The 24,662-nt window shown below is 69.1% G+C and carries 20 protein-coding genes; 10 read left to right on the top strand and 10 right to left on the bottom strand.

The genetic code is table 11. From position 1 onward, the window contains the following. The first annotated feature begins 43 nt into the window (after positions 1-43). The 5 genes from ACFOY2_RS04450 to ACFOY2_RS04430 all read left to right on the top strand — a co-directional run bounded on the left by ACFOY2_RS04450 (position 44) and on the right by ACFOY2_RS04430 (position 8,129). Entirely contained in the window at positions 44-2,392 is a 2,349-nt protein-coding gene (locus ACFOY2_RS04450; RefSeq protein ID WP_379526613.1) for an AAA family ATPase, read from the top strand. Positions 2,393-2,523: 131 nt separating this feature from the next. Further along, on the top strand, positions 2,524-3,507 hold the full coding sequence (locus ACFOY2_RS04445; protein ID WP_379526612.1) for an ABC transporter permease: 984 nt from the start codon (positions 2,524-2,526) through the stop codon (positions 3,505-3,507). Further along, positions 3,507-4,406, top strand: coding sequence for an ABC transporter permease (locus tag ACFOY2_RS04440; RefSeq protein WP_379526611.1), 900 nt, complete (start codon positions 3,507-3,509; stop codon positions 4,404-4,406). Before ACFOY2_RS04445 ends, ACFOY2_RS04440 begins: the two co-directional genes overlap by 1 nt. Continuing rightward, complete coding sequence (locus ACFOY2_RS04435) at positions 4,403-6,415, top strand: dipeptide ABC transporter ATP-binding protein (protein WP_379526610.1); 2,013 nt, start codon at positions 4,403-4,405, stop codon at positions 6,413-6,415. Before ACFOY2_RS04440 ends, ACFOY2_RS04435 begins: the two co-directional genes overlap by 4 nt. 19 nt (positions 6,416-6,434) lie before the next feature. Further along, entirely contained in the window at positions 6,435-8,129 is a 1,695-nt protein-coding gene (locus tag ACFOY2_RS04430) for an ABC transporter family substrate-binding protein (protein WP_379526609.1), read from the top strand. Positions 8,130-8,232: 103 nt separating this feature from the next. Here ACFOY2_RS04430 and ACFOY2_RS04425 read toward each other — a convergent pair whose 3' ends face one another. Together ACFOY2_RS04425 and ACFOY2_RS04420 are read right to left on the bottom strand one after the other, a co-directional pair. Further along, positions 8,233-8,484 (bottom strand): hypothetical protein, encoded by a 252-nt coding sequence (locus ACFOY2_RS04425; protein WP_357828777.1) that lies wholly within the window; start codon positions 8,482-8,484, stop codon positions 8,233-8,235. 76 nt (positions 8,485-8,560) lie between these two features. Then, positions 8,561-9,664, bottom strand: a complete 1,104-nt coding sequence (locus ACFOY2_RS04420; RefSeq protein ID WP_379526608.1) for an MFS transporter — start codon at positions 9,662-9,664, stop codon at positions 8,561-8,563. A gap of 82 nt (positions 9,665-9,746) precedes the next feature. On the opposite strand from ACFOY2_RS04420, the gene ACFOY2_RS04415 reads away from it, so the two are divergent. Both ACFOY2_RS04415 and ACFOY2_RS04410 read left to right on the top strand, forming a co-directional pair. Then, complete coding sequence (locus ACFOY2_RS04415) at positions 9,747-10,196, top strand: hypothetical protein (RefSeq protein WP_379526607.1); 450 nt, start codon at positions 9,747-9,749, stop codon at positions 10,194-10,196. A 716-nt stretch (positions 10,197-10,912) separates the two neighbouring features. Next, on the top strand, positions 10,913-11,083 hold the full coding sequence (locus ACFOY2_RS04410) for a hypothetical protein (RefSeq protein ID WP_379526606.1): 171 nt from the start codon (positions 10,913-10,915) through the stop codon (positions 11,081-11,083). A gap of 8 nt (positions 11,084-11,091) precedes the next feature. Here the strand turns inward: ACFOY2_RS04410 and ACFOY2_RS04405 are convergent, their stop codons facing one another. The 3 genes from ACFOY2_RS04405 to ACFOY2_RS04395 form a co-directional block, all read right to left on the bottom strand. Continuing rightward, on the bottom strand, positions 11,092-11,715 hold the full coding sequence (locus ACFOY2_RS04405; protein ID WP_379526605.1) for a pyridoxamine 5'-phosphate oxidase family protein: 624 nt from the start codon (positions 11,713-11,715) through the stop codon (positions 11,092-11,094). Between the two features lie 92 nt (positions 11,716-11,807). After that, positions 11,808-12,893 (bottom strand): PrsW family intramembrane metalloprotease, encoded by a 1,086-nt coding sequence (locus ACFOY2_RS04400; RefSeq protein ID WP_379526604.1) that lies wholly within the window; start codon positions 12,891-12,893, stop codon positions 11,808-11,810. 59 nt (positions 12,894-12,952) lie between these two features. Continuing rightward, positions 12,953-14,164: an amidohydrolase gene (locus tag ACFOY2_RS04395; protein WP_379526603.1), complete on the bottom strand. Its 1,212-nt coding sequence runs from the start codon at positions 14,162-14,164 to the stop codon at positions 12,953-12,955. 102 nt (positions 14,165-14,266) lie between these two features. On the opposite strand from ACFOY2_RS04395, the gene ACFOY2_RS04390 reads away from it, so the two are divergent. After that, positions 14,267-14,746 (top strand): TIGR03618 family F420-dependent PPOX class oxidoreductase, encoded by a 480-nt coding sequence (locus tag ACFOY2_RS04390; protein ID WP_379526602.1) that lies wholly within the window; start codon positions 14,267-14,269, stop codon positions 14,744-14,746. Here the strand turns inward: ACFOY2_RS04390 and ACFOY2_RS04385 are convergent. Then, positions 14,691-16,088, bottom strand: a complete 1,398-nt coding sequence (locus tag ACFOY2_RS04385; protein ID WP_379526601.1) for an MFS transporter — start codon at positions 16,086-16,088, stop codon at positions 14,691-14,693. The two genes, ACFOY2_RS04390 and ACFOY2_RS04385, sit on opposite strands and share 56 nt — an antisense overlap. 160 nt (positions 16,089-16,248) lie before the next feature. Here ACFOY2_RS04385 and ACFOY2_RS04380 point away from each other — a divergent pair, with 160 nt between their 5' ends. Next, positions 16,249-17,070 carry a glycerophosphodiester phosphodiesterase gene (locus ACFOY2_RS04380; protein WP_379526600.1) on the top strand — a complete coding sequence of 274 codons (822 nt, stop codon included), beginning with the start codon at positions 16,249-16,251 and terminating at the stop codon, positions 17,068-17,070. A gap of 103 nt (positions 17,071-17,173) precedes the next feature. Here ACFOY2_RS04380 and ACFOY2_RS04375 read toward each other — a convergent pair whose 3' ends face one another. The 4 genes from ACFOY2_RS04375 to ACFOY2_RS04360 all read right to left on the bottom strand — a co-directional run bounded on the left by ACFOY2_RS04375 (position 17,174) and on the right by ACFOY2_RS04360 (position 22,414). Further along, positions 17,174-17,692 (bottom strand): hypothetical protein, encoded by a 519-nt coding sequence (locus tag ACFOY2_RS04375; protein WP_379526599.1) that lies wholly within the window; start codon positions 17,690-17,692, stop codon positions 17,174-17,176. Between the two features lie 150 nt (positions 17,693-17,842). Beyond that, entirely contained in the window at positions 17,843-20,662 is a 2,820-nt protein-coding gene (locus tag ACFOY2_RS04370) for a vitamin B12-dependent ribonucleotide reductase (RefSeq protein ID WP_379526598.1), read from the bottom strand. Beyond that, positions 20,659-21,114, bottom strand: a complete 456-nt coding sequence (nrdR, locus tag ACFOY2_RS04365; RefSeq protein WP_103955744.1) for a transcriptional regulator NrdR — start codon at positions 21,112-21,114, stop codon at positions 20,659-20,661. The genes ACFOY2_RS04370 and nrdR overlap by 4 nt, the downstream gene beginning before the upstream one ends. A 1,015-nt stretch (positions 21,115-22,129) precedes the next feature. Next, a complete protein-coding gene (locus ACFOY2_RS04360; RefSeq protein WP_379526597.1) occupies positions 22,130-22,414 on the bottom strand; it encodes a LysM peptidoglycan-binding domain-containing protein in 285 nt (94 codons plus the stop codon). Between the two features lie 1,263 nt (positions 22,415-23,677). Between ACFOY2_RS04360 and lexA the strand changes: the two genes are divergently transcribed. Next, positions 23,678-24,385 (top strand): transcriptional repressor LexA, encoded by a 708-nt coding sequence (gene lexA / locus ACFOY2_RS04355; protein ID WP_357828733.1) that lies wholly within the window; start codon positions 23,678-23,680, stop codon positions 24,383-24,385. Positions 24,386-24,662 lie beyond the last annotated feature (277 nt).

Below are 24,662 nucleotides of genomic sequence, written 5' to 3'. Positions count from 1 at the left end.
TCGGTCCGGTGCGGTATAACCGGGGGCGGACCGGGGAGGCGTGATGCAGGAGTCCGACAGAGCCCAGGCGGCGGGGCGGGCCGCGGCGAGGGATCTGTTCGAGAAGGTGCGGCTGCGTTATTTCCAGATCCCGCCGGCCGCCCGCCGGGTCCTGTACGTGGTCGTGCTGGTCGCCACCATGGGCGTGGGCGCCGCGCTCGGCTGGGACCTGCTCAAGACCTTCCCCGTCGTCCTGCTGCTGCTCGCGTTCATCGCGTTGACCATGCGCTTCCCCCGTGCCGCCGCCACCGTGCTGGTGTGCGCCGGCTGGATCGCGCTCACGCTGCCGCTGTTCTCCGGGCTGTTCCCGCCGGGCTCCGGCGCGCTGCACCTGATGGTGGCGCTGGCCCTGCCCGTCGCCGCGGCCGCCCACCTCATCCGCTGGGTCACCCCATGGGTGACCACGCTGACCGCGCTGGCCCCCGCCGGCCTGATCGCCGCCGCCGTCTCCCCCATCTCCGCCGAGGTCTCCGTCTGGACGGCCGTCGCCGTCGCCGCCGCCGTCCTCGTCCACCGCCTCCTGCTGGCCCGCAAGGCCAAGGCCGCCAGCGCCGCCGTCGAGGAGCAGGTCAGGGTCAGAGTGCGCGAGGGCAAGCCCGACTCGCCGCACGACAAGCAGGGCGCCCCGCCGCAGATCTCGGTGGAGGAGGCGCTCAGCGAACTGGAGAGCATGGTCGGCCTGGCGCCCGTCAAAGAGCAGGTGCGCTCGATCGCCGCCTCCATCGAGGCGTCCAGGCTGCGGGCCGAGGCCGGCTACAGCACCGAGCGGCCCACCAGGCACTTCGTCTTCGTCGGCCCGCCCGGCACCGGCAAGACCAGCGTGGCCCGCGCCCTCGCCAAGATCTTCTACGCCTTCGGCCTGCTGGAGACCCCCTACGTCGTCGAGGCGCAGCGGGCCGACCTGGTCGGCGAGTTCCTGGGCGCCACCGCGATCAAGACCAACGAACTGGTCGACCGGGCGCTCGGCGGCGTGCTGTTCATCGACGAGGCGTACGGGCTGGTCAACTCCTCCGACGGCCAGCCCGACCGGTTCGGCGCGGAGGCCGTGCAGACCCTGCTCAAACGCGCCGAGGACGACCGCGACAGGCTGATCATCATCCTGGCCGGCTACGAGCAGGAGATGGGCTCGTTCCTGTCCAGCAACCCCGGCCTGGCCAGCCGCTTCGCCACCCGCGTGCGCTTCCCCGGCTACTCCCCCGCCGAGCTCGTCGAGGTCACCGAGCTGCTCCAGCGGCGCAGGGGCGACACGATGGACGCCGAGACCAGGCGGGTGCTGCTCGGCCTCTACGACGACGTCCACCGGCGCGGGCTGGTCGACGAGCTGGGCAACGCCCGGTTCGCGCGCAGCCTGGTCGAGGGCGCCGCGCAGGCCCGCGACGTCCGCGTCGTCGGAGCCGGCGGCACGCCCACCACCCAGGACCTGGTGACGACCACGACGCCCGACGTGACCAAGGCGTTCGAGGAGCTGACCGCGCGCTTCCGCGGCTACGTGGCCACGCCCACCCTGGAGGAGGCGCTGGCCGACCTCGACAGGATGGCCGGCCTCGCGCCGGTCAAACGGCAGGTGCACGCCATCGCGGCCCAGCTCCAGGTGGCGCGCATGCGGCAGGAGCGCGGCCTGCCCACGCCGCCGCAGATGCGCCACTTCGTCTTCGTCGGCCCGCCCGGCACCGGCAAGACCACGGTCGCCAGGGTCCTGGGCCGCGTCTTCGCCGCCCTCGGCCTGCTGGCCAGGCCCGACGTGGTCGAGGCGCACCGCGCCGACCTGGTCGGCCAGCACCTCGGCGCGACCGCGATCAAGACCAACGAGCTCGTCGACCGGGCGCTGGGCGGCGTGCTGTTCATCGACGAGGCCTACAGCCTGGTCAACCCCGGCTACCAGGGCGGCGACGCCTTCGGCGCCGAGGCCGTGCAGACCCTGCTCAAACGCGCCGAGGACGACCGCGACAGGCTCGTCATCGTGCTGGCGGGCTACGAGCGCGAAATGGACTCCTTCCTGGCCACCAACCCCGGGCTGGCCAGCCGGTTCAACCAGCGCGTGGCCTTCCCCAGCTACTCCCCCGGCGAGCTGTCGCAGATCGCGGTGCTGCTGGCGGAGTCCTCCGGCGACAACTTCGACGCCGAGGCGCTGCGCGACCTCGACGAGGTCTTCGCCTGGGTGTGCGAGGAGCGGCTGATCGACGGGCTCGGCAACGGCCGCTTCGCCAGGTCCCTGTTCGAGCGCGCCGCCATGCGCCGCGACGTGCGCCTGGCCGCCCACGCCTCCAAGGGCGGCTCCGCCAGCTCCGCCGACCTGACCACGATCACCAGCGAGGACGTCCGCACCGCGGTGGACGAACTTTCCGGACGTTGACCTTGTTTGGCGGTTCCGTGCCGCCACGACGTTCACATGGTGTAGCAATATAGCTACGGTGCGCAACGGACCTGCGTCCATCGCAGGCCGCGAGTTCGCGCCCACGTGCCGTGCGCGTCAGAGGGGGAGCGATGGCGGGATGGCTGGCCCGCAGACTGCTCAATTACGTCGTGCTCGTCGCGGTGGCCGCCAGCCTCGCCTACCTTCTGGCGGCCACCGCTCTCGACCCGCGTTCCAACTACGCCGACCGCACGCCCAAACCACCGCCCTCCGTCGTCGACGCTCAGCTCACCGCGCTCAACCTCAACGACAAGACGCCGCTGCTGCAGCGCTACGCGACCTGGGCGGGCGGCGTGCTGCACGGCGACTTCGGCAAGTCCGTCGCGGGCGCGCCGGTCAACGACGACCTCGAACGCCGCATGGGCGTCACCTTCCGGCTGGTCATCCTCGGGCTGGTCTTCGGGAGCCTGCTGGGGGTCCTGGTCGGGGCGCTGGCGGCGGTCAACCAGTACGGGTGGTTCGACCGGCTCTCGGCGGGCCTGTCCTTCGTGGTGCTGGCCATCCCCGTGGTCGTGCTGGCCAACATGCTGATCCTGCTCGCCACCTGGGCCAACGAGCAGGTGTTCGGCCGCCAGGTGTTCCTGGTCTCCGGCGAGTACACCGCCGGTCTGGAGACCGACTTGTGGGGGTACGCGGTCGACCGGCTGCAGCACCTGATCCTGCCGACGATCTCGCTGGCGGTCGGCCTCATCGCGGTCTTCAGCCGCTACCAGCGCAACATGATGCTCGACGTGCTCGGCGCCGACTTCGTCCGCACCGCCAGGGCCAAGGGGCTGAGCAGGCGCCAGGCGCTCTTCAAGCACGCGCTGCGCACCGCGCTGATCCCGGTGGCGACCTACTTCGCGTTCACCTTCGGGGCGCTGCTGATGGGGGCGACGTTCACCGAGAAGATCTTCGGCTGGCACGGGCTCGGCGAGCAACTGATCAACTCCGTCTTCACCAACGACGTCAACACCGTCGCCGCCATCTCGCTGCTGGCGGCGGTCGCGGTGTTGTGCGCCTCGCTGGCCGCCGACCTGCTGCACGCGGCGCTCGACCCGAGGGTGCGGGCCTGATGACGCTCGCCGAGGAGGAGCTGGCCGAGGAACTGGTCACCAGCAGGTCGCCGTCGCGGGTGCGGGTCGTCGCCAGGCGCTTCTTCCGCTCCGGGCAGGGGCGCGTCGGGTTCGCGGTGCTGGCGCTGATGTTCCTGCTGGCGTTCGCGGGTCCGCTGTTCAGCAGGTGGACCTACACCGACAAGGACTTCACCGCGTTCCTGCAGCCGCCGTCGGCCTCCCACTGGTTCGGAACGCTCCAAACCGGCGCCGACGTGTACGCGCTGACGCTGCGCGGCATGCAGAAGTCGCTGATCGTGGGGCTGCTGGCGGCGCTGGTGTCCACGGCGCTGGCGGCGGTCGTGGGGGCGTTCGCCGGCTACTTCCTGGGGTGGACGGACCGGGCGCTGACCTGGGTGACCAATCTGCTGCTCGTGCTGCCCGCGTTCCTGATCCTGGCGATCATGTCGCCGCTGTTCGAGTCGGGGCAGTGGCCGCTGTTCGTGATCATGCTGGCGCTGTTCCTGTGGATGGTCACCTCGAAGATCGTGCGGGGGATGGCGATCTCGTTGAAGCAGCGGGAGTTCGTCCAGGCCGCCCGCTACATGGGGGTGACGCCGGTGCTGATCATCTTCCGTCACGTGATCCCCAACCTGTCGTCGCTGCTGATCGTGGACGCCACGCTCAACGTCAGCAGCGCGATCCTCACCGAGACCTCGCTGTCGTACTTCGGATTCGGCATCCAGCCGCCCGACGTGTCGTTCGGCACACTCATCGCCGACGGCTCCAAGACGGCGGTGTACGCGCCGTGGACGTTCTGGTTCGTGGCCGGACTGCTGGTGGTCACCGTGCTCGCGGTCAACATGATGGGCGACGCACTGCGCGACGCCTTCGACCCGACGGCCAAGAGGCCGCGATGAACCCCGTCCTGGAGGTCAGCGACCTCAACGTGTCCTTCGGCGACGTGGCCGCCGTGCGCGGGGTGAGCTACTCCGTCCGGCCGGGAGAGGTCCTCGGCATCGTCGGCGAGTCGGGCTCCGGCAAGTCGGTCACCTCCGCCGCCGTCATGGGGCTGCTGCCGCCCGGCGCGCGCGTGACCGGGTCGGTACGGCTGCACGGCAGGGAGCTGATCGGCGCCCCGGAGCGGAAGCTGACGTCCTTCCGCGGCAAGGCCATCTCCATGGTGTTCCAGGACCCGCTGTCGGCGCTCACCCCGGTCTACCGGGTCGGCGACCAGATCGCCGAGGCCGTCCGCGTGCACCAGCGGGTGAGCAAGGAGAACGCCCTGGTCAAGGCCGTCGAACTGCTCGACCTCGTCGGCATCCCGCACCCCTCCGAGCGGGCGCTGGCCTTCCCGCACGAGTTCTCCGGCGGCATGCGGCAGCGTGTGGTCATCGCCATGGCCATCGCCAACGACCCCGACGTGATCATCTGCGACGAGCCGACCACGGCGCTCGACGTCACCATCCAGGCCCAGGTGCTGGAGGTGCTGAAGCGGGCGCAGCAGAAGACCGGGGCCGCGATCATCATGATCACGCATGATCTGGGCGTGGTGGCCGGCTTCGCCGACCGGGTGCTGGTCATGTACGCCGGGCGTCCCGTCGAGGTGGGCGCCGTGGACGACATCTTCTACCGGGCGCGGATGCCGTACACGGTGGGGCTGCTCGGCTCGATCCCGCGCGTCGACCGCGACGGGCGGCAGCCGCTGACGCCGATCGAGGGCAACCCGCCCTCCCCCGCCGCCCTGCCTCCTGGGTGCCCGTTCGCGCCGCGCTGCCCGATGCGGATCGAGGCGTGCGACGAGCGCGAGCCGCCGCTGTTCGACGTGGGCGAGGGGCACCGGGCGGCGTGCATCCGCTGGGAGGAGGTGCACCCCGGCATCCATCCGGCCCCCGGAGTGTCGCGCGAACTGGCAGTGCGCGGCGAGCGCACGGTGCTGGAGGTGCGCAACCTGGTCAAGGAGTATCCGCTGCTCAAGGGGGCGGTCTTCAAGCGCAGGGTCGGCACCGTGCACGCGGTGGCGGGGGTCAGCTTCGACATCCGCCAAGGCGAGACGCTGGGGCTGGTCGGCGAGTCGGGCAGCGGAAAGACGACCACGCTGACGCAGATCCTCGAACTGGCCCCGCCGCAGGAGGGCCGCGTCGTCGTGCTCGGGCACGACACGGCGCGGCTGAACCGGACCGAGCGCACCGAGATCAGGCGCGAGATGCAGGTCGTCTTCCAGGACCCGATGGCCTCGCTCGACCCGCGCATGACCGTGCACGACATCCTGGCCGAGCCGCTGCGCACCCACGGGCACCGGCGTCCCGGCCGGCGCGTCGCCGAGCTGCTCGGGCTGGTCGGGCTCGACGTCTCGCACGCCGCCCGCTACCCACAGGACTTCTCCGGCGGGCAGCGCCAGCGCATCGGCATCGCCAGGGCACTCGCGCTGGAGCCGAGGCTGCTGGTGCTGGACGAGCCCGTCTCGGCGCTCGACGTGTCGATCCAGGCCGGCGTGATCAACCTGCTCGACTCGCTGAAGGCCGGGCTCGGCCTGTCCTATCTGTTCGTGGCGCACGACCTGGCCGTGGTGCGCTACCTCGCCGACCGGATCGCGGTGATGTACCTCGGCAGGATCGCCGAGATCGGCCAGGTGGACAACGTCTACGACGCGCCCGCGCATCCGTACACGCAGGCGCTGCTGTCGGCGATCCCGGTGCCCGACCCCGCCCACGAACGTTCGCGCAAGCGCATCCTGCTCGAAGGCGACCTGCCCAGCCCGGCCAACCCTCCGACGGGCTGCCGGTTCCGCACCAGGTGCCCGAAGTTCCGCGCCGAACTGACCGACGCGGAGCGCGCCCTCTGCGTGGACGTCGAGCCCGAGGTGCGCCTTCTGGGCACCGACCAGGGCGCGGCCTGCCATTACGCCGAAAGGCGCGAAGTCGTTTAGATCTGGAGGAAACCGCTCGATGAAAGCATCACGTCTTGTCGTGGCCGCCGCCATGGCGGGCTCGCTCTGCCTGACAGGCTGTGGAGGGGGCACGAACCGCGGCACGATGGGCCGGGAGGGCGCCGGCGACGAGGGGACGATCAGGGCCTTCGACATCAACCAGCAGCCGCGCGACAAGGTCAAGGACGGCGGCATCCTGCGCTGGGGCATCAACGAGTTCCCCACGCAGTGGAACAGGAACCACGTCGACGGCAACCTGGCGATGGCCGCCGTGGTCAGCAACGCGCTGCTGCCCTCGCCGTTCGTGTCCAACGAGAAGGCGGACATCTCGGTCGACAGCAACTACGTGCTCGACGCCAAGGTCACCGAGCAGCGGCCCAAGCAGGTGGTGACGTACACGCTCAACCCCAAGGCCAAGTGGTCGGACGGGAAGCCGATCACGTGGGCCGACTACCAGGCGCAGTGGCAGGCGCTGAACGGGCGCGACCCGGCCTTCCACATCGTCTCCTCCACCGGATACCAGGACATCGAGAAGGTGGCGCGGGGCAAGGACGACCACGAGGTGGTGGTGACGTTCGCGCGGCCGTTCGGTGACTGGCAGGCGCTGTTCGGGCCGCTGCTGCCCGCCGCCACCAACCGCACCCCCGATGCCTTCAACAACGCCTGGCTGAACAAGATCCCGGCGTCGGCCGGGCCTTTCAAGTTCGGGGGGTTCGACCAGACGGCCAAGACCATCACGCTCGCCCGGGACGACTCCTGGTGGGGGAACCGGGCCAAGTTGGACAAAATCATCTATCGGGCGTCCGAGCAGGACTCGTTGATCGGGGCGTTCAGCAACAGCGAACTCGACATCATCGACGTCGGGCCGTCGGCGCCCGACTACGCGCGGGCCAAGTCCACGTCGGGGGCGCAGGTGCGGCAGGCCGCCGGACCCGATTTCCGACATTTCACATTTAACGGGTCCAGCGAGCTGCTGTCCGACCGGAACGTCCGGCAGGCCATCCAACTCGGCATCAACCGCCAGGCCATCGCCGAATCCGACCTCCAAGGGCTGAACTGGCCCATCGCCCTGCTGAACAACCACTTCTTCATGAACACGCAGGAGGGCTACCAGGACAACGCCGGGAGCCTTGGCGTCTACAACCCCGCCAAGGCGCGGCAGATGCTGGACGCGGCCGGATGGAAGCTGAACGGGCCGGTGCGCTACAAGAACGGCAAGCCGCTTGACCTGCGGTTCGTAGTTCCATCCGGGGTTCAGATCAGCAAGGCGGAAGGGGAGCTGGCGCAGAGCATGCTCGGACAGATCGGGGTCAAGCTCTCGATCAAGTCGGTGCCGAGCGACGACTTCTTTACAAAGTACGTTATTCCCGGCAACTTCGACATCACGCCTTTTGCGTACATCGGGACGCCATATCCGATTTCGAGCAGCTATGGGATCTACGCGAACGCGGCCGACGGGAAGACCTGGAACGCCAACTTCGGGCGTACCGGCTCGGCCGCCATCGACGAGGCCATGAGCCGGGCCGGGCAGAGCCTGGACCCGGCGCAGGCCCGCATCCTCACCAACGCGGCCGACCAGCTCATCTGGCCGGAGGTCAACGTGCTGCCGCTGTATCAACGGCCGCAGAACGTCGCCACCAAGCAGACGCTGGCCAATGTGGGGGCGCGCGGGTTCTACGACCTCCACTACGAGGACATCGGCTTCATGCGCTGACGCGGCCCGCGGACCGTTGGACGGTCCCGCCACACGAACCCTGGTGGCGGGCCCGTCCAACCCCTGAGTCGTGGCCCGTCGATGGCCCCGCTCCCCCGCGAAGTCAGGATGAGGTGCCGGCCATGATGCGGTCGACGAGGCCCTGGGTGCCCTCCTCGCGGGCGCAGTGGGCGCAGCAGTACCAGTGTTCCCCCGACTGCACCCCATGCCCGATGACTTTGGTGCCGCAGTGTTCGCAGATGGGCGCCATCGCCTCGATCGCGCACTGGAAACAGTCGAAGGTGTGCACCGCTCCGTGCGCGTGCACCTCGAACGCCATGTCGTAGTCGTTTCCGCAGGTCTCGCAGACAGCCATGGTGATCCCCCTTACAGTCAATCCGCCGGGGGGATACCCGGTTCCTGGGGTTGTTTGTCCCAAAGAATCACCATATTCAGGACACCGAGCGGCGTTGCACCGCAAAACGGCCCAGGAGTGGGAGGCCCAGGAGGCCGAGAGCCGCCAGGGCGGCGGGCAGTCCGAGCCAGCCGCTCAAACCGGCCACGAGCAACGGGCTGACGACGAACCCGGTGTAGGAGATGGTGGACACACCCCACACCAGCGTCCCGCTCGAATCGTCGGCCGCGGCGCGGCTGAGGAGGGCGGGCACCAAGGGGCCGAGCGCCAGCCCCGTCAACCCGAACCCGATCATCGAGATCGGCACGGAACCGCCGAGACCGGCCAGCACGATCCCCCCTCCGCCCCCGAGCCCCGCCACCAGGTACAGCACCCGCAGCGACACCCGGGGCAGCGCCTGCACGATGAGCCGTCCGACCGTGAGCGCCGCCATGTAGACCGAGGGCGCGGCGCTCGACACCAGGGGCGTGGCGCCCCGGTGCTCCTCCAGCAGCAGCACCGACCACTGTTCGACCGAGTTCTCGATCACCAGGACGCACGCCGCCAAGGTGCCGATCACGATCGCGGACCCCCACAGCGCCCGCTTGTCCGTCTCGGCGGAGGTCTCGGGCAGGCCCCGCCCCAGGGTGAGGGTCAGCAGCGACAGCGAGGTGGCGATCACGAGCAGCCCGATCGTCACGAGCATGGTGGCGACGTCGAGGCCGAGCGAGCGCGCCAGCCCGGTGGCCGGGGCGGCCACGATGACGGCGACGGGGAAGGCGGCGTGCACGGGCTGGAAGAGCCTTCGGCCGGTCTCGCGCTCGGCGCGTCCCGTGGCCAGGTTCAGCGCGATGTCGAGCGCGCCGCTGGCCGCGCCCACCACCAGCAGCGCCAGCGCGAGTTGCCAGAGCGTTCCGGCCAGCCCGATTCCGGTCACGCTCAGTGCGAACAGCACCGTGGTCGCCATCAGCGCGGTCCGCTCCCGTCCCCGCACCAGCCGCCCGGCCAGCGCCATCGCGGGCACGGCCCCCAGCGGTACGGCGCTCAGCGCCAGTCCCAGGTCACCCGCCGAGATGCCCAGATCCTGCTTGATGGCCGGAAGCAGGGCCGACCACGACCCCCAGAAGACACCCCAGACCGCGCAGACCGCAATGAGCGGCATTCACCAACACCCCTTGTGAAATTTCGGTAAAGTCACGGCAAAGATCATCAATGTCCTTAATACCCTTACCGAAGGGAAGATCGTGCTGACGCGAACGGTCATAGCGGCCGCCCTGGTCGCCGCCGGAATCGCCGCCACCCCCTCCGCCGCGTACGCCGCCTCGGCCTCCTTCACACCCGAACGTGTCTGCGGCAAGGACTTCAAGCGCGTCAACGACGGTCACCGCGCGATGAAGACGCCCGACGGAGCCGTGTTCGGGCACGTGTACCTGATGTATAGCAAGCGCAGCGGCAAGAACTGCGTCGCCGCGATCAAGAGCGCCTACGTGGGCGCCCGCACGGTCACCGGCGCCTCCCTCGAGGTCAAGGGCGGCGGCAAGGCGGCGGACGTGCAGAAGTACCGCTACTACGCCGAGACCCCCCACGTCGAGGGAGCCTGGAAGTGCGTGCGGTACTCCGGATGGACCCGCGACCCCGACAACAGGGTCAAGGCATGGGGCGGCCGTACGTCCTGGGGCAACTGCAAGGGATAGCCCCCGCGGCGAGCGCCGGGGCCCGGTCAAGGGCCCCGGCAACCGACCGGGTGGCGTCGTCACCATCCACACGCCTGCCGCGTCTCTGTCCGTAGCGGACGAATACCGCGCAGGCGCACAATGACGCATTGTGCCGAGCACGTCCCCCGAATGCGCAGCGGCCTCCCCGCCGGTGCCGAAGCAGGCCGCCTGAGGTGTACATTCCGGCGGAACGTGCCGCGCTCGCCCTGAGCGGAGGCGGCCACCAGGCCAGCCGACCGCAGCGAGGCGGCGCCGGACGCCGTGCGGCAACAGGCCCGCGAACAGATCGCCAAGAGCGACGCGCGGCACCACATCGGGCTCACCGCGCCCCCTCACTCCAGAAACGTGATCTACCAGGGGTTGGCCCTGGAGAGAAATGCGTTGAGCGATCCGGTCGGCGCGGATTAAGTTGGCGCGCAAGGCGGGCCGCAAGCGCCCGTCACGAGTCCGCGCCAAGTGGGGTGGCGCACGGTCAAGGGTCCCAGCCGGGACAGTTTTCGTTGCGGGTCGTGCGGGTTCGCCGGACCGGCCGACCACATCGCCGCGCTCAACGTCGCAAGACGGGCGAGCGATTCCTCCCGGGGCGTGAACGCCCAGGGTTCCTTGCTAGATAGCGCTGATTCCGCTCCTTACACCGAACTTACGGGGGTGTCTGTAGATAACATCTATAACAGGACCGTCACGGGGGGCTCACGATGAACAGGCTCGTGGTCGTGCCGCCACATGTGGCCAGGCACAAGATCCGAGACATTCGCTCGGTAGACCGCCGCAAGCCACAGGCCGCCGACCCCAAAGTCGTCGACCTGCGGGCCTACACCGGCAGAAACGTGATCCGCTTTCCAGGCGGCCCGACCCCGGCCGCCTGAAGTCGGCCTCAGACGCGGTAGAGCCGCTTGGCGTAACTCTCTCCGTAGTACGTTTCCAGCTCTTCCACACTTTCCTCCACCTTCTGCACGTCCTTGACGAGCGTCGCGTGCGAGGGCAGATCGTCTGGGCCCCAGCTGTCGGGCTTCCACAGCGACGAACGCAGGAACGCCTTGGCGCAGTGGAAGAAGATCTGCTCGATCTCCACGATGAGCGCGAGATGCGGCCGGTGGCCCTTGACGATCATCTCATCGAAGAACGGGGCCTCGCGGACGAGCCGGGCGCGGCCGTTGATGCGCAGGGTCTCGTTGCGCCCCGGGATGAGAAAAATCAGCCCCACATGCGGATTTTTCAGGATGTTGAGGAATCCGTCCGCGCGCCGATTGCCCGGCCGGTCCGGAATGGCGATCGTGGTGTCGTCGATGACGTGGACGAACCCCGCCGGGTCACCCTTCGGCGAGACGTCGCAGTTGCCCGCGGCGTCCGATGTGGCGATCAGGCAGAACGGCGCGGCCGCCAGCCATTGACGGTCCCGCTCGTGCAGCCGTCCCCGCTCCTTGGTGGCCGCCCTCGAATGAACCTCGCCGAGCAACTCGCGCAGCTCAGCCTCCGACTCGATCTCCGCCCAGCTCATCTGGTCTCCCTTCATGGGCAACCTCAATATTGTCAGGGAATCGGGTGCAACATCCGATGTGGCGTCCGCAGAGCGAGACTCACCTGGGGGCGCTACCACCTGCGGGCGTGCGCCATCGCTCCCAGGCAGGAGTCACGTTCCACCGCGAACCTGACCGGATCGGCGCCCTCCCGTTCGGCCCGCAGGTGCAGCAGGGTCAGCTCGGTCGCCGCCTGCTGGTAGTCGCTCATGGCCTGCCCGAGCCCGGCTCGCCTGGCCCACTTGCGGGCCGCCTTACGGGCGGGCAGCGTGGTGAGCATTCGTACGTCGGCCGCGGTGACCAGGCCGGTCTCCTGGTAGGCGGGCAGGTAGAAGCCCATCTTGGCGACGAGCTGGCGGCGTTCTGCCACGGTCACGACGATCAGGCCGATGAGGGCCACCATGATCACGAGGTAGGCGAGGCCCAGCAGGTGCAGCGAGCCCGTCGTGGCGGCGCCGTTCCAGAGGCCGTGCAGGAAGACGGCGCCGAGGTAGCCGAGCGGGATCGCGGCGTACCTGACCGGGGAGCGCCGGGTCAGGGCGTAGGCGACGCCGACGCCGATCAGCGAGGTGTAGATGGGGTGGCCGAGCGGGTCGATCAGCCCGCGCACCACGAAGAGCTGAACCGCGGCCTGGGGGCCGTCCGCCTGGAAGGCGAGCAGGTAGTAGCCGACGTTCTCGACGGCGGCGAAGCCGAGGCCCGCCATGGAGGCGTACACGATGCCGTCGGTCAGCCCGTCGATCTCCCGCCTCCTGCGCAGGAGCAGCACCAGCGCGGCCCCCTTGAGCGCCTCTTCGATGAGCGGGGCGAGCAGGACGGTGCCCAGGTCGTCGACCAGCTTGAGGTCGTAGCCGGCCCGGGTGAACAACTGCTGGCCCAGCAGCGTGAGCCCGACGCCCAGCACGATCGCCACCCCCGCGCCCCACACGAAGGCGAAGGCCAGGTGCAGCTTGGGCTCGGGCTCCAGCCGGTCGAGCGAGAGCACGGCCGCCAGCAGCACCGGCAGCGGCGCCAGGGCCAGCAGCGTGGAAAGGCCGAACCCGACGGGTCCGCCCGAGGCCAGCATCACGGCGAGCACCGCCAGGGCGAGCAGGCCCGAGACGACCAGGCCGATGAGTAGAGCCTTGCTGGGCCGCTGGGCGAACGGGGGAGTTGTCATGGTCCTGCCTCTCTTCCCGTCGGGTCAGCCCACTATGCGCTCAGTGTCTCTACAGTCACTTAACGGTTACTTGATTCGCGGTAGTAGGGGTCGGCCACGACGGGCTCACCGTCGGTGTAGGCGTACACCTCCCGCCCGGACACATACACCCGCATCGCCCTGCTCATCACGTCGAGCGGGTCGCCCGACCAGATCACCACGTCGCCGTCCAGCCCGGGACGCAGCGCGCCCACCCGGTCGTCGAGGCCCATGATGCGGGCCGGGTTCAGCGTGATGGAGCGCAGCGCCACGACCGGGTCCAGCCCCTCCTTGACCGCGAGCGTGGCCTGGTGGACCAGGAAGTGGATCGGCACCACGGGGTGGTCGGTGGTGATCGCCAGTTCGACGCCCGCCCGCGCCAGGATGCCCGGGTTGCGCAGCGACCGCTGCCGCAGCTCCACCTTCGACCGGCTGGTGAACAGCGGGCCGATGATGACGGGCACGTTCCTTTCGGCCAGGGTGTCGGCCAGCAGGTGCCCTTCGGTGCCGTGGTTGAGCACGACGCGGTAGCCGAACTCGTCGGCGAGCCTGAGCGCGGTGGCGATGTCGTCGGCCCGGTGCGTGTGCTGGCACCAGGGCAGCTCGCCGTCGAGCACGCGGACGAGGATCTCCAGCGTGCCGTCGCGGTCGAACGGCTTGCCCTCCTGCGCGGCGGCCTCCCGCTTGGCCTTGTAGTCCTGGGCCTTCATGAACGCGTCGCGGATCACCGCGGCCACGCCCTGCCGGGTGGAGGGGAGCTTCTTCTGGTCGCCGTACACCCGCTTGGGGTTCTCACCGAGCGCGCTCTTGACGCTCACCGGCTCCTTGAGCAGCATCTCGTCCGCGCTTCTGCCCCAGCACTTGATCGCGACCGTCTGACCGCCGATCGGGTTGCCGGAGCCCGGCTTGATCACGGTGGTGGTCACGCCGCCCGACAGGGCGTCGGCGAAGGCCAGGTCGGCGGGGTTGATGGCGTCGAGCGCACGCAGGCGGGCGCCGTTGGGGTCGGTCATCTCGTTGGTGTCCTGGCCGGCCCAGCCCTCGGCCTCCTCGTACACGCCCAGGTGGCCGTGGGCCTCGACGAACCCGGGCAGCACCCAGCAGCCCGCGGCGTCCACGACGGGGACGCCGTCGGGCACGGCCACGTCCCGGCCGACCTCGGCGATCTTTCCGTCGATGATGAGCACGGTGCCGCCGTCGATGGGGTCGCCGTCGATCGGCACGACGTATCCGCTGGTGATGGCAAGATTCATGACTCGTAACCTAGCGGGCGGGGGGGTAGCTTCGGCTCGGGGGGATGTTCGCCCTGCGCCCAGATAGGCTGACATATCTGCATTCACCCAGGAGATGATGGAATGTCGCAGGAGTACGGGCCTGGCGCCGGCCCGGCCCCTCAGTCGCTGGCCGACGAGGACCTTTCCCGCCTGCTGAGCGCGCAGCAGTTCGGCGCGCTGGCGACGAACAAGAGCAGCGGCCTGCCGCACCTGTCCACCGTCCTCTACTCCTGGGACCCCGACCAGCGGGTGGCGCGAATCTCGACCATGGCCGACCGGCTCAAGGTCCGCCAGCTCCACAAGGACCCGCGCTGCGCGCTCTATGTGGCCAGCGACGACTTCTGGACCTACGCCGTGGCCGAGGGCGAGGCGGAGCTGTCGCCGGTGACCCGCGAACCGGGCGACGAAGTCGGCCTGGAACTGCTGGGCATGCGGCCGCCGTTCGCCGAGCCGACCGACACGGAGGCGTTCCTGCGGCAGATGGTGGCCGACCGGCGGCTGGTGATCAGGATTCGGGCCGCGCGGTTGTACGGGACCGCTCTGCCCATGCCCTCCGCCTAGCCCGCCGCCGGTTGTAGGCCACCGACGCGATCACGACCAGGACGAGCCCCACGTCGATGGCCGCCGACCAGCGCATGGCCGCCAGGTGGTGCCCGCCCTCCGCGACCGCGAAGAAGACCGCGCCGATCACGGCCACGCCACCCGCACCCGCGAACTGCTGCGCCGTGCTGAGCACGCCCGACCCGATGCCCGCCTGGTGGGGCGCGACCTCGACCAGCGCCGCCCCGATGAGCTGCGGCAGGACCAGCCCGTTGCCCGAGCCGACGAGCATGAGCGCGACCATGACGTACGGCAGGCCGAACCCGGCCGCGACGATGAGCAGCACGAGGCCGAGCAGAATGACCGTGGCGCCGATGATCACGACGACGAGGCCGTACCTCCTGACCAGGCGCGGCCCCATCAGGGAGGTGACGGAGAACAGCACCCCCATCGGCGCGAACGCCAGCCCCGCCTCGAACGCCGTCAGCCCCAGCCCGCCCTGCAGCAGCAGCGTCAGCGTGAACATGAACGAGGCGAAGTACGCCATGAACGCCACGATCGAGCCGACGCCCGCCTGGTAGGAGTGCACCTTCAGCAGCGCCAGGTCCAGCACCGGCTGCCCGCCGCGCGCGCCGAGCACCCGCTGCCAGCGCCACGTCAGCGCGAACATCGGCCCGCTCGCCGCCATGCAGATCCACGTCCAGACGGGCCAGCCCAGGCTGTTGCCCAGGCCGAGCGGCACCAGCAACAGCGCCACGCCCGCGGCCAGGCCGACCGCGCCCGGCAGGTCGAACCTGGCGCCCCTGGCGGTCTCGACCTCGGGCAGCACCCACAGGGCCAGCGGGATGACGATCAGGCCGACGGGCAGGTTGATCAGGAAGATGACCCGCCAGCCGAGGCCCAGCACGTCGGCGGTCAGCAGCAGGCCGCCCAGCACCTGGCCGGCGATCGAGCCCAGGCCGCCCGCCACGCCGTACCAGCCGAGAGCGCGCCCCCGCTCCCCCGGCGGGTACCCGGCCGAGATCATGGCCAGCACCTGCGGCACCATGGCCGCGCCCGCCAGGCCCTGGAGCAGGCGGGCGGCCACGAGCTGGGCGGGGTTCGCGGCGATGCCGCACAACACCGACGCGATCGTGAACGCGGCCACGCCCCAGACGAACATGCGCTTGTAGCCGTGGCGGTCGCCGAGCCGCCCGCCGGTGATCATGCCGGCCGCGTACGTGAAGGCGTATCCGGCGACGACCAGCTCAAGGGCCGCCGGGCCCGTGTGGAGGTCCCGATCGATGGACGGGGCGGCCACGTTGACCACGAAGAAGTCGAACTGGGCCATGAACCACGCCGACAAGAGGACAGCCAATTTCACGGATTCAGGGTAGAACCCGGCATGTCACCGCCCGCCACCGGATCCGCCCGCGTGTCGAATGCTCACCGGCCGGGCACCGGCACGTTACTCTGCCCTCAACCATCGGTCATGAGACCTGGTCATCGTCGAGTCGTATGCCTCTCCCCACCCGAGGAGATCCATGTTCAGGCGACTCGCCCTCATCATCGTGACCGCCCTGTCCCTGTCCTTTCTCGCCTCTCCCGCCGACGCGGCGACCGTGGTCAACGTCGCCCACCGGGGTGCCTCCGCCTACGCCCCCGAGAACACCATCGCGGCCTTCGAGCTGGCGGGCCGGCAGCGCGCCGACCTGTTCGAAGTCGACGTGCAGGAGACCAAGGACCACGAGCTCGTCCTCATGCACGACACGACGCTGTCCCGCACGACCGACGTCGAGAAGGTTTTCCCCGGCCTGTCCCCATGGAACGTCGGCGACCTCACCCTCGACCAGATCGGCAAGCTGGACGCCGGATCGTGGAAGTCCGGCGAACACGCCGACGAGCCCGTGCCCACCCTCGGCGAGACGCTGCGCGAGATGCGCGGCTCCGGCATGGGCCTGCTGCTTGAGATCAAGTCCCCCGAGCTCTACCCGGGCATCGAGGCCCGCATCGCCGCCGAACTGCGCCGCAACTCCGACTGGCTCACGCCGGGGCGACTGGTGGTGCAGTCGTTCAACTGGGAGTCGACGCGCAAGTTCCACAAACTGCTGCCCGACGTGCCGATCGGGCTGCTCGGCACGCCCTCGACCGCGCAACTGCCCGAGCTCGCGAAGTTCGCCGACCAGATCAACCCGCCGCACGCCTCCATCACCTCCGCGTACGTGCGACGCGTGCACAACCTCGGCATGGACGTCCTGACCTGGACGGTCGACGACCCGGCCGTCATGCGCCGCCTCATGACCTACAAGGTCGACGGCATCATCACCAACAAACCTGACGTCCTGGCCGACCTGGTCCGTTCCTGAATGCAGGGGCCCTGACCGCCCCTGTCGAACAACCTGGGGCAGCCCCTCAGCGCGGGCCCAGCCCGGGACATCGGGGTCCCACGGGCTGGGCCCGCGGGCGCGGCTACGTGGCCTCCCCCATCGCCTCACGCCGGGCCTCCTGGGCTCGATCCCACGCCCAGCGCAGCGCCAGCCACAACACCAGCGTGTACCCGGCGAACATGGCCAGCAGCAGCACGATCATCGGCTGCTCGGGAATCCCGCTCGCGGCCACGCCGTAGTCGATCACGGCCACGTAGTCGCGCTCGGCTCCATGCCACACCACGTACACGATGAGCTGCAACAACGGGCTCACCACGAACCCGGTCACCGCCACGGTCATCATCACCCAGGCCGGCCCGCGCCGGGCGGCCATCAGCCCGACGGCCGCCCACACGACCACCTGCGTGAAGAGCACGCCCGAGACCGCGACCAGGACGTTCCCCCAGGGATCGGGCACGTCCCTGTGGTAGTCCAGGCAGCAGTCGAACCCGACGATCATGTCGCGGTTGTCGAGGAGCCGGGCGACCACCACCTGACCGAGCCGGTGCCAGAGATACCCCAGGACCCCGATCACCACAGCGCAGACAAGGGCACGCCTCATGAGAGGAGCATGGCCTCAGCAACCCGCTCAATCCAGGCCATGACCTCAAACGGCCACGATGCGACAACCGTCGCCAACGCGGAGGGCAGGGAGCCCAAGAGATGGAGACTCCCTGCCCTGACCAGGCGTTTCTCGCCTTGACGCGTTATGTCAGCTGCAGCCGCTGGTGGAGCCGCAGCCCTCACAGACGTAGCAGCTGCCGGCCGGGCGCATCTTGGTGCCGCAGGTCATGCAGAGCGGCGCGTCGGCCGTGAAGCGCTGGTGGCTCTCCAGCGTCAGCTCCTTGACCGCCGAGTTCTCCGCCGGCTCGGCGGCACCCTTCGGCTTCTCCTCGATGGGCGCCGACTGGGCCAGCGCCTCGCGGTCCACCGTCTCCTGCAGCGCCGCCGGGTCCTCGCCGCGCTGCTGCGCCGCGCGCTCCGCCGCCGAGAAGATGCCCAGGGCCGCCCGCTCCTCGAAGGGCAGGTGGTCGAGGGCCACCCGGCGGAAGATGTAGTCCATCACCGAGGTGGCCATGCGGATGTCCGGGTCGTCGGTCATCCCGGCGGGCTCGAACCGCATGTTCACGAACTTGCTCATGTACGTCTCCAGCGGCACCCCGTACTGCAGGCCGATGGAGATCGCGACGGAGAACGCGTCCATGACGCCCGCCAGCGTCGAGCCCTGCTTGGACATCTTGAGGAAGACCTCGCCGAGCCCGTCGTCAGGGTAGGACGACGCGGTCATGTAACCCTTGGCGCCGCCCACGGTGAAGCGGGTGGTCATGCTCGGCCGCTGGTTGGGCATGCGCCGCCGGGTCGGCCGGTTGACCTCGATGACCTTGACCTCGGGCTCCTTCGGCTCCTCCTTCTTGGAGCCGTTGCCTGCCGACAGCGGCTGGCCGACCTTGCAGTTGTCGCGGTAGACGGCCAGGGCCTTGAGGCCGAGCTTCCAGCCCTCGAGGTAGACCTGCTCGATGTCGTCGATCGTGGCCGACTCGGGCAGGTTGACCGTCTTGGAGATGGCCCCGGACAGGAACGGCTGGGTGGCCGCCATCATCCGCACGTGCCCCATCGGCGCGATCGCCCGCTCGCCCATCGCGCAGTCGAACACCTCGTAGTGCTCCTGGCGCAGGCCGGGGGCGTCGACGACGTGGCTGTGCTCGGCGATGTACTCGACGATGGCCTCGATCTGCTCCTGCTGGTAGCCGAGCATCTTGAGCGCGCGCGGGATCGTCTGGTTGACGATCTGCATGGACCCGCCGCCGACGAGCTTCTTGAACTTGACCAGCGCCAGGTCGGGCTCGATGCCGGTGGTGTCGCAGTCCATCATCAGGCCGATGGTGCCGGTGGGCGCCAAGAGGCTGGCCTGGGCGTTGCGGTAGCCGTTCTTCTCGCCGGTCTTGAGGCACTCCGACCACTGCCGCGACGCCTCGGCGTGGATCTTGGCGTCCATCGAGCCGATCGTCCGCAGGTCGTCGTTGGCCGCCGCGTGCTTGCGCATGACGCGCTTGTGCGGCTCGGCGTTGCGGGCGTACCCGTCGTAGGCCCCCACCACCCCGGCCAGTTCGGCGCTGCGGCGGTAGGACACGCCGGTCATCAGCGACGTGATCGCCCCGGCCACGGCCCGGCCGCCGTCGGAGTCGTAGGCGTGGCCGGTCGCCATCAGCAGCGCGCCGAGGTTGGCGTAGCCGATGCCGAGCTGGCGGTAGGCCCGCGTGGTCTCGCCGATCTTCTCGGTCGGGAAGTCGGCGAACGTGATCGAGATGTCCATCGCGGTGATGATCAGCTCGGTCAGCTTGACGAAGTTCTGGATGTCGAAGGAGTTGTCGTCCTTCAGGAACTTCAGCAGGTTGATGCTGGCCAGGTTGCAGGAGGAGTTGTCCAGGTGGACGTACTCGCTGCAGGGGTTGCTGGCCGTGATGCGGCCCGTCTCGGGGGTGGTGTGCCAGTCGTTGATCGTGTCGTCGTACTGGAGCCCCGGGTCGGCGCACTCCCAGGCGGCCTTGGCCATCTTGCGGAACAGGCCCTTGGCGTCGACCGTCTCGATCACCTCGCCGGTCAGGCGGGCGCGCAGGCCGAACTCGCCGCCCTTCTCCACCGCGCGCATGAACTCGTCGGACACGCGGACGGAGTTGTTGGCGTTCTGGTACTGGACGCTGACGATGTCCTTGCCGCCCAGGTCCATGTCGAACCCGGCGTCACGCAGCGCGCGCACCTTGTCCTCTTCGCGGGCCTTGGTCTCGATGAACTCCTCGATGTCGGGGTGATCGACGTCGAGCACGACCATCTTGGCCGCCCTGCGGGTGGCGCCGCCGGACTTGATCGTCCCGGCGGAGGCGTCGGCACCGCGCATGAAGCTCACCGGGCCGCTGGCCGTGCCGCCGCTGGAGAGCAACTCCTTCGACGAACGGATCCTGGACAGGTTCACCCCCGACCCCGAGCCGCCCTTGAAGATCACGCCCTCTTCCTTGTACCACTCCAGGATCGACTCCATCTGGTCGTCCACGGAGAGGATGAAACAGGCGCTGACCTGCTGCGGCGACTTGGTGCCCACGTTGAACCAGACCGGCGAGTTGAACGCGAACACCTGGTGCGTCAACGCGTACTTGAGCTCGTGGTCGAAGATCTCGGCGTCCTCGTCACCGGCGAAGTAGCCCTCCTCGATCCCCGTCCTGGTGTAGACGCCGACAACCCGGTCGACCAGCTGCTTCAGACTCCACTCGCGCTGCGGGGTGCCCACGGCGCCGCGGAAGTACTTGGTCGTCACGATGTTGGCCGCGTTCACCGACCAGAACTCGGGGAACTCCACGCCCCGCTGCTCAAAGTTGATCGAGCCGTCGCGCCAGTTCGTCATGACGACGTCGCGGCGCTCCCACTGGATCTCGTCATACGGGTGCACGCCGGGCTTGGTGAAGATCCGCTTCATCTTCAGCCCCTTACGCGGACGCTTTCCCCCGCGCGCCACCGAACCGCTGGCCGTCTCCGTCATGACTCCCCCTTCTCCGCCTTCAACTGTGAGATCTCGGCCTCGAAGTCCGCCAGGCTCTCGAAACCGCGATACACCGATGCGAACCGCAGATACGCCACCTCGTCGAGCTCCCGCAGCGGGCCGAGAATGGCCAGGCCCACCTCGTTCGAGGGGAGCTCGGCCGCGCCCTTCGCCCTGATGGCCTCTTCTACCCGCTGCCCAAGCTGCGCCAGCGAATCCTCGCTGACCGGTCTGCCCTGACATGCCCGCCGCACGCCCGCGACGACCTTGTCACGCGAAAACGGTTCTGTCACTCCGCTGCGCTTGCTCACCATGAGCAGTACGGTCTCCTGCGTGGTGAACCTGCGCCCGCACTCGGGGCAGGTGCGCCGTCGCCTGATCGCCGCACCGTCGTCCGTGGAGCGGCTGTCGATGACCCTGGTGTCAGGGTGGCGACAGAACGGACAGTGCACGCTTTCGCCTCCTTGACCCTGCGGGCCACCACACGCGCAGAACCCTCGTCACGGGACGCTCACGCACGCTCCATGGCTGACCATGGAGCGGTCACGGAAACACAAGGTGTGGTGAACTACATCGGTGTAACTACTAGATGTTGTGGTCCAACCGTAGAAGCGCGGGACCATGAACGCAAGTTGAGCGGCCCCATCGAGCTGAAGTCGCTGATCAGCCCGCCCTCCCCTCCTGACTCGGGCGTGTCGTTGTTCAACATGGAGGGCTTGAGCGGTGTTCCCGCTGTTGAGAGCGTCACATCGGTTGCTTGCGGCCTCATTCGTGAACGAGCCTCACAACCGTACCGAACGCCACGCCCCTCACCACCGCCCCTCGCCTTCCATCACCCAGGCAGGCTCCACACCCCCGCCCCTCGCCCCCTATCGCCTATCGCCTATCGCCTAGGCTCGCTCCACGCCCGCTCCTCGCTCGCTGTCGCCCCGGTGCGCTCCACGCCCCGCCTGCACGACCATCCCACCTCGCACCTGTCCCGCTTGGCGACCGCCACGCCCCCTCACCAGAGGTCCAAGCGGCGACAGCATCCCGAGCCGACACAAGGCGGGACAACAGCCGTACGACGCAAGCCCCTTACGACGCTCTGAGCAGCGTGGACCGCCGCAACGTCCCGTGCGGCGCTTGCGACGACGGCACCCCTGAGCGGCGCCGACACTCGCTCTTCGCCCGCCGTCAAGAGGAACACCCCAAGGCACTCGCCATCACGACGGCTAAAGGGACAGCATGAGCCGTGGCGAGGCACCGCATGGCGCAAGACGGGGCGGCGCCCCGAACGGCGGAAGGCACCACGGCGCTGCGAGCGGCCCCAAAGGCCGGTTCAACGAGCCCGGAGGCTGGAGATCGACGAGCTACATTGAGGCATACGTGCCGGCTGTGGGGCCTTGCGCAGCCCCCGCTCCCGCCTCCTCAGCGTGCCCCTGCTCCCTGCCCCTGGTGCAGGCCGAGGTCCGGCCGAGTGCGCGTTCAGCGCAAAGCGGTGGTGTCGCGCGGGACGTAGAGACGGCTACCTGGCTGGACGATCGAGTCGGCCAGCCCGTTCAGACGCTTGATCTGCGCCATCACGACACCAGGATCGTCCCCTTGAGAGAGCGCGTCCGCGATCTCTAACAACGTGTCCCCCTCGTGAACCTCCACCCACGGCAGCCCCACGTGGTTGGCCACCACGACCCGCACCTCAGCATGCCCGGCCGTTCGCGTCCCCAGCCAGAACCCGCCCAGCGACAGCAGCGCCACGGCGACCACCAGCACGACCCTCCCACGACGTGTCAACCGCACCGGCGGAGTGGTCCGACGGCCGGTGCCGGCCACTATCCGCTTCGCCCGCCGATGAGTCGCACGCCGACCCCGTCGTTCGGCCCTTGGCCATCCGGCCGGCCGATCGGCCGCACGTTCAGCACGCGGCCGGACCGCCATGCGCTCGTCATCCCGCCGGCCCGCCGGGCGTTCAGCGCGCCGTGGGTCGGGTGTGCGTTCGCCATGCCGGTGGTTCGTCGCAGGACGGTTGCGCCGCCGGTTCGCCAGACGCCGAACCCAGTGGGGCCTTGTCGCCTTCCCGGCTCGTGAACTCTCCCCCCGCGATCCTTGCCCCCGTGAGCCTTCTTCTCGCGAGATCTCCCCTCGCGAGTTCTCCTCGCGTGAAACCCCGGCCCGTGAAACCCCGGCCCGTGAGCCCCCGTGTCGTGAGGCCCTGTTCCGTGAAATCCGCTCCCGTGAATTCTCCTCTCGCGAGGCACTGTCCCGTGAGGTCCCGGCCGGCGGGGCCCCATTCCGTGAGGCTCCAGACCGACTGGCACTGTCCCGTGAGTTGGTGCGGGTGGTCGTCCCCGTGATGGAGGCGGTGCTCGGTTTGGGCTTTCGGGTGGTGGGTGGCGTGTCGGAGGTGGGTGGTGTGCGGCCGCCGGTTACCAGTTCTCCGATGCGGGGGCGACTGGTGGTCGTGGTCGGCGTGTCGTCGGGGTGAGGCGGAGACGTCCCGGTCGTTCGCCTTTGAGGCAGCGTGTCGTCGCGGTCGGTGTCGGCGTCCAGACGAGGTGGTGGAACCAATCGCAAATGGGACCTTCTTCGTTCGTTAGCCGTACCCCCACCGGAAGAAGAGCCCCCACGCCTTCCTCCGCCACTCGAACGGAACCCCAACCTCTTACCGGATTTCCCGTAAACACCGGCCTCCTTACGCGTATTGTCTCCCCGTCGATCGTTACTCTGCGTGGCGTCGTCGATACGTGTGAGTTGGTTGCTGTCTTGGCTGGTTGTGTCCACATTTATGGGTGTTCGCATGGTTGACCTCCTGCCGTGTGGCCCGAGGAAAAGGCCAAATAAAGATCAGCAAATCGAACACGGTGTCGATCGAACTCCCGTACGATGTTGTACACCACGCTGGCGACAATTTCGAGGAAGACTCGAACAATTGTTTGAAGATGATCTTCAACAGCGATACGGTCGCTGTGTGCGACATCGAGACCACGGACCGGGAGGTTCGCCGGTGAGGCGGGCCGCCAGGCGAGGAGGAAGAGCATGACCGAGCGGGATGACGCAAACGGGGTCAGCGACCTCGCGGTGCGCCGACGCGACTCCCTGGGGCTCACCCCCAGGCAGCGCAAGATCCTGGAAGTGATCCGCGACTCGGTACAACAGCGCGGATATCCGCCCTCCATGCGCGAGATCGGCGAAGCGGTTCAACTGACCAGCACGTCCAGCGTGTCGCACCAGCTCACGGCGCTGCAGCGCAAGGGCTACCTACGGCGCGACCCGCACCGGCCGCGCGCCCTCGAGGTGCGCCTGCCCGGCGAGCCGGTGATGTGGGTCGACCCCGACGCCACCGACGTCGAACCCACGGTGAACCGTCCCACGGCCGCCTACGTTCCGCTCGTCGGCCGCATCGCCGCCGGTGGGCCGATCCTGGCCGAGGAGAGCGTCGAGGACGTCTTCGCCCTGCCCAAGCAGCTTGTCGGCGAGGGCACGCTGTTCCTCCTGCAGGTCGCCGGTGACTCGATGATCGACGCGGCCATCGCCGACGGCGACTGGGTGGTCGTACGCCAGCAGCCTGTGGCCGAGAGCGGCGACATCGTGGCCGCCATGATCGAGGGCGAGGCCACGGTCAAGACCTTCAAGCGCAAGGACGGCCACGTCTGGCTGGTCCCCCACAACGCCAACTACGAGCCGATCCCCGGCGACGAGGCCAGCGTGCTGGGCAAGGTGGTAGCGGTCCTACGCCGGTTGTAGCCGACTGGCCGATGACAACCGATTGGCCGGCCGGGCAACCCCCGGCCGGCCGCCAACGGGCTGATTGCCCAGTGCCACAAGAGTGTCGTGCGTTGCCACTGAATGTCAGTGACTCCGCCACGAAAGTGTCAGTAGGCCGTCGGGCGTACGCGGTCAAGGCCACCAAGCCCGGCGACGCGCATCCCCTCCAACTGCGTGGCCGCGCTGCGCGACTTCACCGATGAGCTCTACGCCGCCGCGCTGCAGGCGCAGCGGGAGGTCGGCGACCCGGAACCCG

It is taken from the genome of Nonomuraea purpurea, assembly GCF_042650645.1.
In the GTDB taxonomy this organism is placed as follows: domain Bacteria; phylum Actinomycetota; class Actinomycetes; order Streptosporangiales; family Streptosporangiaceae; genus Nonomuraea; species Nonomuraea purpurea.
Note: the sequence above shows the minus strand (reverse complement) of the source record. Positions and strands in the feature narration are given on the sequence as shown.